Origin of the sequence: Shewanella sp. BJSY2023SW001 (assembly GCF_047314685.1) — a bacterium.
GTDB classification, from domain to species: Bacteria; Pseudomonadota; Gammaproteobacteria; order Enterobacterales; family Shewanellaceae; genus Shewanella; species Shewanella indica.
In genome coordinates, this window is record NZ_JBKORF010000036.1 from 57,349 (window position 1) to 70,818 (window position 13,470).

Annotated in this window: 9 protein-coding genes; 4 read left to right on the plus strand and 5 right to left on the minus strand. The window is 49.5% G+C overall.

What is annotated here, in order from left to right:
• Position 1: 1 nt before the first annotated feature.
• Positions 2-2,038, minus strand: a complete 2,037-nt coding sequence (locus tag ACMHXH_RS08460; RefSeq protein WP_162206274.1) for a DNA topoisomerase III — start codon at positions 2,036-2,038, stop codon at positions 2-4.
• Positions 2,039-2,356: 318 nt separating this feature from the next.
• Here ACMHXH_RS08460 and ACMHXH_RS08465 point away from each other — a divergent pair, with 318 nt between their 5' ends.
• The 4 genes from ACMHXH_RS08465 (at position 2,357) to ACMHXH_RS08480 (ending at position 6,136) form a co-directional block, all read left to right on the plus strand.
• A complete protein-coding gene (locus tag ACMHXH_RS08465; protein WP_162206275.1) occupies positions 2,357-2,971 on the plus strand; it encodes a peroxiredoxin in 615 nt (204 codons plus the stop codon).
• Between the two features lie 117 nt (positions 2,972-3,088).
• A complete protein-coding gene (locus ACMHXH_RS08470) occupies positions 3,089-3,952 on the plus strand; it encodes an MBL fold metallo-hydrolase (protein ID WP_039032787.1) in 864 nt (287 codons plus the stop codon).
• 15 nt (positions 3,953-3,967) lie between these two features.
• Positions 3,968-4,378, plus strand: a complete 411-nt coding sequence (locus ACMHXH_RS08475; RefSeq protein ID WP_162206276.1) for a TIGR01244 family sulfur transferase — start codon at positions 3,968-3,970, stop codon at positions 4,376-4,378.
• A gap of 33 nt (positions 4,379-4,411) precedes the next feature.
• Positions 4,412-6,136 carry a SulP family inorganic anion transporter gene (locus ACMHXH_RS08480; RefSeq protein WP_162206277.1) on the plus strand — a complete coding sequence of 575 codons (1,725 nt, stop codon included), beginning with the start codon at positions 4,412-4,414 and terminating at the stop codon, positions 6,134-6,136.
• 147 nt (positions 6,137-6,283) lie between these two features.
• Here the strand turns inward: ACMHXH_RS08480 and ACMHXH_RS08485 are convergent, their stop codons facing one another.
• The 4 genes from ACMHXH_RS08485 to ACMHXH_RS08500 form a co-directional block, all read right to left on the minus strand.
• A complete protein-coding gene (locus ACMHXH_RS08485; RefSeq protein ID WP_039032784.1) occupies positions 6,284-8,233 on the minus strand; it encodes an acyltransferase family protein in 1,950 nt (649 codons plus the stop codon).
• Positions 8,234-8,599: 366 nt separating this feature from the next.
• Positions 8,600-10,192: an ABC-F family ATPase gene (locus tag ACMHXH_RS08490; protein WP_025009796.1), complete on the minus strand. Its 1,593-nt coding sequence runs from the start codon at positions 10,190-10,192 to the stop codon at positions 8,600-8,602.
• Positions 10,193-10,396: 204 nt separating this feature from the next.
• Positions 10,397-10,783, minus strand: a complete 387-nt coding sequence (locus tag ACMHXH_RS08495; protein WP_319619387.1) for a hypothetical protein — start codon at positions 10,781-10,783, stop codon at positions 10,397-10,399.
• A 283-nt stretch (positions 10,784-11,066) separates the two neighbouring features.
• The gene (locus ACMHXH_RS08500) at positions 11,067-13,271 is read right to left on the minus strand and encodes a heavy metal translocating P-type ATPase (protein WP_335911644.1); all 2,205 of its coding nucleotides are present in this window, start codon (positions 13,269-13,271) and stop codon (positions 11,067-11,069) included.
• Between the last annotated feature and the right edge of the window lie 199 nt (positions 13,272-13,470).

The window sequence follows — 13,470 nt, forward strand, 5'->3', positions numbered from 1 at the left end:
CTCAGGAAGTTGCAGACTGGGCTTTGGTTTTGCTCTTGGTCGCTGAGCGATAGCTGCGCTTGGCGGTGCCGGTCTTAACGCCAGTGCCCTTCTTGATGCTTGCGCCCTTGGAGGCACCGGCCTTAGCGGCATAAGCGCCACTGCGACGTTTACGTCCTTTGAAGCCTGTACTTTTCACGCCGCTCAAGGCCGTAGGCAGTTGTGCCTTGGCCTGCTCAATAAGCTCGCCCAATTTAGCCGTCAAGGGCTGCATAAAAGCCTGATATTTAAGTTCACGGCGACAAATCGCATCCAGGCTACTTTCCCACAGCGCCGTCATATCCGGCGTGGTGGCCACTTCGGGCAGGCTTTGAATAAGCCCGCTGCCGGCCTCGGTAGCCAAAATACTCTTGCCCTGACGTTTCAAAAAGCCACGTTTAAACAAGAGTTCAATGATCCCGGCTCGGGTTGCTTCTGTCCCCAGCCCATCGGTTTCCTTGAGAATTTTGCGGATCTCAGTGTCTTTCACATAGCGGCTTATGCCTGTCATCGCCGCCAGCAGTGTGGCATCGGTAAAATGCTTGGGCGCCTGGGTCATCTTCTCCACTAATTCACCCTTGAGGCAATCCAGCATCTGCCCCTGAGTCAGCTCAGGCAAAACAGTTTGAATATCTTCCGCTTCATCGTCGGCTTTTTGTTTGCCAAACAATTGCTTCCAACCCTGTTTTAATGGCTGTTTGGCCTTAGCCACGAAGCAACCTCCGGCAATGTCGATCACAACGCGGGTTTCAAGGTATTCATAATTGGGGTAAAACTGCGCCAAATACTGACGGGCAATCTGCAAATACACCTGACGCTCACGCTGTGACAACACACCGAGGTTAGCCGTCTTTTCCGTAGGCACTATTGCATGATGGGCGTCTACCTTGGCATCGTTCCAGGCCTTGGACTTAAGGGCGGGATTAGGCGCTTCACAGCCTTGCAGCAGCTCTGCTACCCCTTGGGTAATAGCATTCAAGACTACCGGGGCCAGCTGTAACTGCGCCTTGGGCAAATGGCGGCTATCGGATCGCGGATAGGTTATCAATTTATGCCGTTCATACAGAGACTGCGCCGTATCCAGCACCTCTTTGGCGCTCATGCCGAAGCGTTTGGCACAATCAATCTGCAGCGCCGATAGACTATAGAGCAAAGGCGGCGCCTGGTGTCTTTGCTTGCGCTCCAGCTCATCTACCCGGCCGGGTTGGCCGGTGATCCTGCCGACCACATTCATCGCCAAACCGCGGGAGAGCACCCGCCCCTCCTCATCCATCCAAGGTTGACAGGCCTCACTGGGCTGCCAGCGGGCGCTGAAACAGCTGCCCTCTTGGGTACTAAGATGGGCCAGCACTTCATAAAAAGGTTTGGGCACAAAGGCGGCGATTTCCTGATCGCGCCGGACAACCAAACCAAGCACAGGAGTTTGCACCCGACCGACCGAAAGCACGCCCTGATAGCCCACCTTGCGCCCCTGCAGGGTATAGGCACGGGTCATATTCATGCCGTAGAGCCAATCTGCTCGGCTGCGTGCCAGTGCCGAAGTCGACAATGGCACAAACTCGCGGTTGCTGCGCATCTGTCCCAGGGCGCGTTTTACCGCCTGCGGGTTGAGGTCGCTTATCAACAAGCGTTTGACCGCCGCCAGCTTATCGCCCTTGACCCCAAGGTGAGCAATCACTTCATCTACCAACAACTGTCCTTCCCGATCCGGATCGCCGGCATTGACCAACTCACTGGCCTGCTTGACCAATTTACGCAAGACACTAAGTTGCCCGCGACTGCTGGCTTTGGGTTTAACCTGCCAATCGGACGGGACAATAGGCAGATGCTCCAACTGCCAGGACTTGTAGGCGGGATCGTAGGCATCCGGCTCAACTTGCTCCAGCAGATGACCTATACACCAGGAAACACAATCACCATTGCCAAGCTCGATATAGCCCTCATGTTTGCGATGGGGTTTAGGGAGCACCTCGGCGATGGCGCGCCCAAGGCTGGGCTTTTCGGCGATATAGAGGATCATCCACTGCGTCCTTTGACTGTCACTGAACAGTATTACTGGATAAAATTACAGTAATTTTAGCCAAGTCAGCTTTAGGCTGCAAATTATCCTTCATATGCTTCCCTATGGTAACTCCGGAGCCGTAGTTCTTGGTTTGAAGCCGCGCTGTTTAACGCACTTTTGTTCCGGTGCTTATTATCTGAATTCCTGCTTCCCTAATCGCTATACCCTCTCGGACTAATTGAGAATTTCTATTTGTACTTAGTAGCGAATGCTATTATAGTATATCTATTAGAAAAATCTTATTGACAAAATCCTGATGCAAGTAAGAAACGCTATATGACTGAACAGACAACTGTAGTTGCGATGCCAGGTCTAAATGAAGCAGCTCCGCCTTTCACCGCAAAAACCACCCAGGGTACGCTTAGCCTGGAAGACTCCAAAGGTAAATGGTTGGTTCTTTTCTCTGATCCGGCAGACTTTACCCCGGTATGTACCACTGAATTTATGGCGTTTACTCAGGTAAGTGCAGATTTTACAGCTCTTAATTGTGAACCGATGGGGCTGTCTATCGAAGGTATTCATGCACACATCGCATGGGCTCGTAGCATTAAAGATAACTTGGGTGTTGAAATTAACTTCCCGATTATTGCTGACCTAAATATAAAAATCGCTGGTGCTTACGGCATGGTTCAGCCAGGTGCGAGTAATACTTCTGCGGTTCGTGCCACTTTTGTTATCGCCCCTGAAGCCGTACTCCGCGCAATGCTTTACTACCCAATGAGCAATGGCCGTTCTGTGGCAGAAATTTTAGGTCTAGCTGAAACACTACAAACTAGCGATGCAAACGTATGTGCAACTCCAGAAAGCTGGATCCCAGGCAATGAAGTGATTGTTCCACCACCGGCAACCACTCAAGAAGCCGAAGTACTTAAAGTTCAAGGTTATAACTAGGTTGACTGGTGCTTCAGTAAAAAAGCTGTAATCCGCAAACCATGCGAGTTGCTATGTAAACGGATGCTATCCGGCCCACGTGACGTTAATCATCTTTTATGGAATCAAGGAGGAAATATGACCCCCAGCGTTTACGAATTTTTCGATCCGAAAACATTCACCTACAGCTATGTAGTCGTAGATCCAAACAGCCAGCAATGTGCCGTTATCGATTCGGTACTAGACTACGACCCCGCTTCAGGCAGGACTTCTTACGAAACAGCAGATAAACTGATTGAGTTTGTAACGAAAAGTGGCTTAAAGGTCGAGTGGATCCTTGAAACTCATGTTCATGCTGATCATCTAAGTGCGGCCCCCTATATCAAGCAGAAACTTGGTGGCGAACTGGGTATTGGTGAAAAAATCACTGTGATACAAGATACGTTCGGCAAGCTATTTAATGCCGGTAGTGATTTCGCGATGGACGGCAGTCAGTTTGATCATTTGTTTGCCGATCAAGAGACTTTTACTCTTGGTAATATTGAAGCGCACGCAATTCATACTCCGGGCCACACTCCTGCCTGTATGGCTTATGTGATTGGTAACTGCGTATTTGTTGGCGACACTTTATTTATGCCCGATTACGGCACCGCCCGTTGCGATTTCCCCGGAGGAGATGCAGCAACCCTCTATCGCTCAATTCAGAAATTGTTCGCTCTGCCTGATGAAACACGCGTCTTTATGTGTCATGACTACAAAGCACCAAATCGCGAAGAGTACCTGTTTGAAACTACGATTGGTGATGAACGCCTATACAATATTCACGTCAAACAGAATATTTCTGAGCAGCAATTTGTTGAGATGCGCAGAGGACGTGATGCCACACTGAATATGCCAACCCTGATTTTGCCTTCGGTTCAGGTCAATATGCGTGCCGGAGAGTTACCACCGGAAGAAGATAATGGTGTGCGCTATCTGAAAATACCATTGAATAAAGTCTGAAACTGAGTTGCGATTATGCTAATACCAATCTATTTAACGGAATCAATTACCGTTTCACCACAAATTTTACCCAGCGACATACCACGTCTGGCATCAATGGGATTTAAGTCGATCATCAATAACCGTCCAGATGGGGAAGAAAATGATCAGCCACTGAATAGAGAAATTGAACGACTGGCTAAAGAACAGGGGATGACCTATTTTCACCTGCCGGTTATTTCCGGAAATATTACTCAGGATCAGGGAAAGCAGTTTGGTCAGTTCTTTATGCACGCCCCTAAACCTATTTTGGCTTTCTGTCGCACGGGAACACGTTGCAGCGCACTCTGGTCGATAAGCTGCACCGAATTGGGTTCATTTGATCGACGTATTGCCCAAGCTACCAAAATGGGTTTTGATCTTAGTTGGGTTAAGCAACCCGATTAACCGAATTCACACATTGCTTAGGATAGCCAAAGCATGAAAAATTCTTGGTTGGAATGGTTGCCGATTTCATCTTGGTTGCCTGATTATTCGCGTCATGACGCCACGAAAGATGGCTTAGCTGCTATTATCGTGACTTTGATGCTTATCCCACAAAGCCTTGCATACGCGATGGTTGCTGGTCTGCCCCCCGTTGTTGGTCTGTACGCCAGTATCCTGCCGCTGATTGTTTATACTATGCTTGGCACCAGTAAAACACTGGCCGTGGGCCCGGTAGCGGTGATCTCGTTAATGACCGCAGAGGCCGTTGCTCCACTGTTTGAAACTGGTAGCCAGGGTTATATCACCGCCGCTGCAACCTTGGCATTTCTTTCCGGTATCGTGCTATTGCTGATGTCGGTACTAAGACTGGGATTTCTGACCACATTTTTAAGCCATCCGGTGCTTTCTGGCTTTATGACTGCTTCTGGTATTCTTATCTCTATTGGCCAGCTTAAACATATTTTTGGCTTGCCACTGCATGGAGAAAATGTGCTGCAGCGCGTGGCGAATCTGATTCTTGCGTTACCCCAAACTAATCTCTATACCCTGATGATTGGGGCATTCAGTTTGATTGCCCTTATCTATGCACGCAAAAGCCTCAAACCCAATTTAATCAAACTAGGACTTTCATCAGAACTGGCAGGTCATGCAATCAAACTGGCTCCTGTGATAGTGATGATATTGAGTATTGTGTTAGTAGCCCTATTTGATCTGGACAAAAAAGGCGTCAGCGTAGTTGGCCAGATCCCAAGCGGTTTGCCTAGCTTTTCACTGCCTTCGCTCGACCTCGCACTAATCGGAGACCTGCTTCCGGCCTCGATTCTGCTGAGTGTTATCGGTTTCGTCGAGTCAGCTTCAGTTGGGCAGACATTAGCGGCGAAACGTCGCCAGAGAATTGAGCCGAATCAGGAGCTGATTGCCTTAAGTGGTGCCAACATCGCATCAGCTATTAATGGGGGATTTCCAGTTACAGGTGGTCTGTCGCGCTCAGTCGTTAATTATGATGCCGGCGCTGAAACGCCAATGGCGGGGACATTTACCGCAATTGGAATCGGCATTACCGTACTTTACTTCACCCCGCTGTTTACCTATTTGCCACATGCGGTGTTAGCGGCAACTATTATCGTTGCTGTATCGGCACTGATTGATGTGCAAGCCATTATCCATACCTGGAAAAGTGCCAAGAGTGATGCCATCGCCATGTTTCTCACCATTATCGGTTTACTGGCATTTAATGTTGAGATTGGCGTATTAGCAGGATTGGCTACATCTCTAGCGCTATTTCTATGGCGCACCAGTCGGCCACATATTGCAGTGGTTGGTTTAATCGAGGGAAGCCAACATTTTCGCAATATTCTTCGTTTTAATGTAATCCAAAGTAAAACGGTACTCAGCCTGCGGATTGACGAAAGCTTATATTTTGCCAATGCTCGTTATCTGGAAGATCAGATAATGGAATATTTGCAACAGTATCCTAAGACCCAACATCTGGTATTGATGTTATCCGGGGTAAACACAGTCGATGCCAGTGCGCTGGAAAGCTTGACGTTAATTCACGACCGCCTGAAAGATTCCGATATTCAACTACACTTATCAGAAGTTAAAGGCCCGGTCATGGATAATATTAAAAAATCGGACTTCTTTGAACACTTCAAAGGCAAAGTTTATATTAGTCAGTATGAAGCGATAATTGATCTGGATAGTTCGATAGTTCACTAACTTATTAGCTTAAAAAATACTGCAAACCTCTAATGCCGAACAGTTCCATTATTATATCAAAAAGGGGATTACATCTATCCGATGTAATCCCCCAAGCTCATATGAGCACTACCATGTATACTAGGAACAATGCGAAAATTAGTCTTACTATTGAAATAAAGGTTTAAACATGGGTGTTAAAAACTTATTCCCATATTCACTCAAATGGTTAGTATCATAATACAGAGAAAGTCCATCCTTACTTCCCATACAACGCCCATTAACGCAAAGGTAAGGCAATGGATTAAGCACTTTAGCACCACAAGCGGCCGCAGCTTTATCCTGTGCTTGCCAAATCAGGGTATGACGTTGCATATAATCTTGATCAGTAATAAAAACATCTTGTAACCCATTGTTAAACATTAAGTTACGATAAACAGTAGTTGGTACATCAACATCCATTTCAGGCAACGGACGAACCAGGTATACCGGACGATATTGACTTAATTGACACACAGTTTCGATCTGTTTCATCACAAAGTCTTTATATACCTCGTCACTAGTCTGTTCAGGATTATCACCAAAGTAGATCACTGGTCTATTTTGGAATTTGTGCCGTTCGTTATAACCAAAAACACTACCTGTTAATCGAGAAATTAAAATTACAGGTATATCACTGGTGGTAGATAAGGTATCAAGCACATGTTGATTAAACAGATCACATTGTGATTTAGGTATATGACTCTTGGCTCCAATTAGGGTTGAGCAGCCATTATAGGTCATCTCCACAACACTTCCTTTGTCTTCAGCAGCTAATACCACACTCGATATCACCGCATTGGCATGGCTATCGCCAACAACCACAGCTTGTACTTTTCCTGTGCCATGTATACAGCTAGATTCGGGAATATCTCGTCCAGGTCCAAGAAGACATTCATTTAATCTAGGGTTACGATCAAATGACCCTTGACTTGCTTTTTCAACTTTTTTAGGTAACCGTCCTTCAACCTCTAAATGTCGTGCGGTTACTGCTAATAACTCAACCAATAATAAAACGCAAAATAATACCCATGTAGCCTTTTTAAAGCTAAGTTGACCTAGGTAATAACTAGAGCGAGTTTCAATAAATCGATACGATAGTTCTCCGAATGCAAACGTAAGCAAGATACCAGCAACAATCCAAGTAGGATTATTTTGCTCCCCCGCATAAGCAAGAAACACGACAATAGGCCAGTGCCATAAATAAAGTGAATAAGAAATCAATCCCACACGTGCGATAAGTGGATTAGCAGTCAAAGGAGACTCTTGACGGTTGGCAGCTAACACCAATACAGCCCCAAGCACCGGCACTAAAGCATATCCTCCAGGCCATGGCGTTGCCTCATTAAAACCGAAGATAGCCATTAGAATTAACGTAAACCCGAGCAACTCTATGACTTTACTGGCCATCTGTCCCAGTTGCTTATGTCTCATCACCCACCAAATAAGTCCACCTGTTACCATCTCCCATGCCCTAAAAGGTAAAAGATAGAATGCCGCACTAGGGTTAGTCTCCACGGCATACACAGACAACATAAAGGAAACCAGCGCAATAGCTAACAAAGAGAGTAATACAGCTTGTTTACCGCGCCAGCGCCAAGCCAACATCAATACCAGTGGCAACAATAAATAAAACTGCCACTCAACTGACAGCGACCAAGAATGAAGCAACCATTTTTCATAAGATGCCGCATCGAAATAACCAGCCTCACTGTAAAGCTTATGATTAGAAATGAATAAAGCCGCACCAACAATATGAGTACCTAATTTTTGATAATCGATCGTTGACAACCAAAACCAACCGAAAACCAATAATGCTACACATAATACGGCCAATACGGGAAAAATTCGTTTGGCTCTTGCAAACATAAAACGGCTATAGGAGAAACTGTTACTTTCTAAGCCTGTCACTATTATTTTTGTCATTAACAGACCCGAAATAACAAAAAAAATATCGACTCCTACAAACCCTCCAGCAAATCCTAGCACCTTAAAATGAAATAAAATAACTGCAACAACAGCCCAAGCTCTTAGTCCGTTAATGTCATAACGAAACTTTTTAGGCAATACAACCGACATATATAAGCATTTCCTACAACACGCCCTTTGAGGCAAGAAAGCCGGCAATTGTATACCTAAACCTTGGCTAACGGCAGCGACTCATATTGAACTATTGGAAATCAACGCAAAAAAAGACAACTCAAGTGAATAGATTATATAGTTCACACAATATTGTTGCGGTATTACTAGTTAAGGAAGGCAATGGTCGCAGATTTTTGATCTGCACCAGCAATATGGCCACAGTCAGAAGCTTGACTCCTCAGAAGAATAAGTCAGCGCGCCTCTGATCCAAGCCTTTAAAAAACAACAAGGCCGGTTCAATGAACCGGCCTTGTTTATTGTGATTTTTTCACTGGGTGTTACACCAAGCCTGCCATAAAAGACTTAGGCTTCAATGCCTTTGCTGGCCAGGAACTCATCATAAGTGCCCTTGAAGTCGCTCACGCCATCAGCGCTTATCTCTATGATACGGTTGGCCAGAGATGACACGAAGGCGCGGTCATGGCTGACAAACAGCAAGGTGCCTTCATAGAGCTCGAGAGCGTTGTTCAGCGACTCTATCGATTCCATATCCAGGTGGTTGGTTGGTTCGTCCATCACCAGAATATTGGGCTTTTGCAGCATCAGCTTGCCAAACAGCATACGACCCTGCTCACCACCGGACAGTACCTTGACAGATTTCTTGATGTCGTCGGCGCTGAACAGCATACGGCCCAGCACTGAACGCACCGCCTGATCGTCATCACCTTCCAGACGCCACTGACCCATCCAGTCGAACAGGTTCATATCATTTTCAAAGTCGCTGGCATGATCCTGGGCGTAGTAGCCGATACGATGGTTTTCAGACCACTGAATGGTACCGCTCTTTTGTGGCAACTCATGGATCAGTGTACGCAGCAAGGTGGTCTTACCCACACCGTTTTCACCCAGAATCGCAATACGCTCGCCCACTTCTGCGATAAAGTTCACATCCTTGAACAGCAGCTCATCGTAACCATTGCTCATGTTCTCAACAATCAAAGCGTTACGGAACAGTTTCTTCTCCTGCTCGAAACGAATGTAGGGGTTAACCCGGCTGGAGGCCTTGATCTCATCCAGCTTGATCTTGTCGATTTGACGGGCACGGGATGTGGCCTGCTTGGCCTTGGAAGCGTTGGCAGAGAAGCGCGCCACGAAGGTTTGCAGCTCGGCAATCTGTGCCTTCTTCTTGGCGTTTTCAGCCACCAGGCGCTCGCGGGCCTGTGAGGCGGCTGTCATGTATTCATCATAGTTGCCCGGATAGACCCGCAGCTCACCATAGTCCAGATCCGCCATATGGGTACAGACAGAGTTGAGGAAGTATCTGTCGTGGGAAATGATGATCATGGTGCTGTTACGCTGGTTAAGCATCTCCTGCAGCCAGCGAATGGTATCGATATCCAAGTTGTTGGTCGGTTCGTCGAGCAGCAATACATCGGGATCAGAGAACAAGGCCTGTGCCAGCAGCACCCTGAGTTTCCAACCCGGTGCCACTTCACTCATAGGGCCAAAATGTTGCTCCAGCGGAATACCCACCCCGAGCAGCAACTCACCGGCGCGGCTTTCTGCGGTATAACCGTCCATTTCGGCAAACTGCATCTCAAGATCGGCCACTTTAATGCCGTCTTCTTCGCTCATTTCCGGTAAGGAGTAGATGCGATCGCGCTCCTGCTTCACCGCCCACAGCTCTTTGTGGCCCATGATCACTGTGTCGATAACGCTGTGCTCTTCATAGGCGAACTGATCCTGGTTCAGCTTACCCAGACGCTCGTTGGGATCCAGCGAAACATTACCCGAGGTTGGCTCCAACTCACCGGAAAGGATCTTCATAAAAGTAGACTTACCGCAGCCATTGGCGCCGATAAGGCCGTATCTGTTGCCTTCGCCGAATTTAACCGAGATGTTTTCAAACAGCGGCTTGGCGCCAAACTGCATGGTGATGTTAGCTGTCGTTATCACTGTATGATTCCAAAATATCCAGATGCGGGACCGGGCTATGTAAAGCCGCGTCCAAGAGCCCAAGGCCTATGATTGGCCGGGTAAATAAAGCCGGGCACTATAACATTCCTGCGTGAATTATCAACCAAACTCGCGGTCGATCATCGAGATAAAAAAATGCAACCAGCTGTTTATAAAAGACTTTAAAAATATTCTGCAAGCAGATTAAAAATCCAGATCGCGGCCACACACCAAGGTAGTTTCCGTCTTGTTTGTTGCAAAAGTGCTGTAACAGCCAAGTTCGGGGCGCAAAATATCCGCCGGCAAGGCATATCCCGGCTCACCATTGATAGTGATGCTCTCGCTGTCCTCGGTGTAATCCGTGCTCAGCGTGGTGCCATCGGCCAACTGCCAGCGACTGAGAAATGAGTGCACATTGGCACAAACCGTGATTTCACACTCCAGGGTCTTTTGGCTGTCGCCCTTGATCACTATGCACTCAGTGCTTTTCACGCCGCAGCCCGCCTGAGCAGGTACAGAGACGGCACTAAGCAGTAAGGCGCCGCCTAGCAGACTCAGCTTAGCTGCCGCGGTGAATTTTCTGGATTGCATTTTCCGGCTCCTTCCCCATTCCTTTTCTCCTTTCCCATTTCTTTTCTTATTCCCTGTTGTCCTTGCTGTGACTCGCTTGGCCCGCGATATCCAGCCCCAAGCTTATATTGACCAAAGGCTCTTTAGACTAAAGGCTCTAACTGGCTAAGGCCGTGACCGCAGGCTCTCTTTTCGGCAGGCATTATTGCTGAGCAAAGGCAAACCCCTTATTTAAATAGGAAAAACAAGGCGATAAAACAAGAAAAAGCCGGGGCAATTTCCCCGGCTCGAACGCTGAAAAAGCTTAATCCAAAGACTGACGCCGCAAGCGGTTGGCGTTGGTCACCACAGTCAAGGAAGACAGCGCCATTGCCGCGCCGGCCACCACAGGGCTCAGCAAGATCCCTGTCAGCGGGTACAGCACCCCGGCAGCAATCGGGATCCCCAGAGTGTTATAGATAAAGGCGCCGAACAGGTTCTGCTTGATGTTGCCAAGCGTCGCCCGCGACAGGGCAAATGCCCCGGCCAAGCTGCCCAGCCTTGGGTTAAGCAAGGTCAGGTCGGCGCTCTCTATAGCAATCTCTGTGCCCGAGCCCATGGCAATGCCGACATCGGCGGCCATCAGCGCCGGGGCGTCATTGATCCCATCACCGACCATGGCCACCACTTCACCCTGCGCTTGAAACTTACTGACCCAGGATTGCTTTTCATCCGGCAACACCCCGGCGATGACTTCCTCTATCCCCACCTGACGCGCCACGGCTTCGGCTGTGGCCTGGTTATCACCACTGAGCAATACCAAGCGCTTGCCCTGGGCCTTGAGCGCGGCCATGGCTTCTTTGGCATCGGCTTTGATTGGATCACTGATCCCCACCAACGCCAGCAGTTGATTATCTCGGGCCACCAGCACCTGGGTGTGTCCAAGCGCCGCCCCCTGCTCCAGCCTTGCCTGGTGCGCCTCGGTCAGCCTAATGCCCAGTGCGTCCATTAGCTTGCTGTTGCCGACCGCCCACTGCCGGCCTTCAAACTGCCCCAGCAGCCCTTGCCCCTGGCGATAGTCAAACCCCTGCGGTTCACTCAGCACAACCTCTTTGGCTTTGGCGGCATCCAGCAGCGCCGCCGCCAAGGGGTGGCCTGAGTGTTGCTCAAGGCTCGCCACGGCACGCAGCAGCTCGCGCTCATCAAAGGCATCATCGAAAATATCTACCTGAGTGACGGCGGGCTTACCTTCTGTGATGGTGCCGGTTTTATCCAGCACCACACAGCTGACCTTGCTGGCGGTTTGCAGCGCCTCACCGTTTTTCACCAACACCCCCATGGAAGCGGCGCGGCCGACAGATACCATGATGGACATAGGCGTCGCCAGCCCCAAGGCGCAGGGACAGGCGATAATCAGTACACTGGTCAGCACCACCAGCGCATGGGACAGCGCGGGCTCAGGACCGGCAAAATACCAGATGATGGCCGCCAGCAGCGCAATAACCACCACCACAGGCACAAACACGGCGGCTATCTTGTCTGTCAATCGCCCTATGGGCATCTTGGAGGTCTGGGCCTCCTGAACCAGGGCGATAATCTTCGCCAGGCGGGTATCGGCAGGCCCGGCAGTAACTTGGTAAATAAGGCTGCCGTTACCATTAACTGTGCCGGCGCTCAGACTGTCGCCCACGGATTTAGCCACAGGAATGGGTTCGCCTGTGAGCATGGACTCATCGAGCAACGAATTGCCTGAAAGCACTTCACCGTCGAGCGCCACTCTGTCACCCGGGCGCAGTCTCAGCTTGTCACCCACCACCAGCGCCGCTATGGCCACGGTTTCATCGCCGTTTTCGGTGATCTTGATAGCCGTATTGCTCTGCAGGCCAATAAGCTTCTGCACCGCTTCACTGGTCTTGCCGCGGGCTCTCAGCTCCAATGCGTGCCCAAGGTTAATCAAGCCGAGGATCATCACACTGGCCTCAAAGTACACATGACGGGTGCCGTCGGGGAAAAAGCCGGGAATAAGCACCACCAGCATGGAGTAAAGCCAGGCCGTGCCCGTACCCAAGGCGATCAACGTATCCATATTGGCACTCTTGGCCTTGAGTGAACGCCACATACCACTGAAGAAATGCCCCCCTGTGGTGACCAGCAGCAACAAGGTCAGCAGCCCCATGGCGCCCCAGATAAGTTGGCTTTGGCTATCGTGGATCATCATGTCACCACCGGCTAGGCCCCAGATCATCAAGGGGATCCCCAGCCCAAGACCAGCAATGGCCTGCCTGATCCGGGTGCGATATTCCCTGGCATCATGCTCGGCCTTGTCGGCCATGGCACTGGCGGCATCCGTTATCGGCTCGGCGCGATACCCGGCCGAGAGCAGCAGCGCAACGGCTTCAGCCACAGGCAGCCCAGCGGCTACGCTAACCTGCTTGTCGGCCAAGTTGACTCTGGCCTCGACCTCTTTGGCGGCAAAGGCTTTTTCTATCTTGGCCACGCAGCTGGCGCAGCTCATATCCGGCACAAACAGTAGTGTGGGGCTGGCAGGATAAGCCGTGGCGGCCTTGTGCTTGACGGCTTTATCGGCATGCTTGCCAGTTTCAGCTTCAGTTGTAGTTGCAGCCACTGCCGGTTTCGAAGCGTCAGCCTGAGCTTCTGTCTCAATCTCAGTCTCGGTATCAGTATCAGTATCAGTATCAGTCTCGGCATGCTCATCGCGCCAAGGCTCG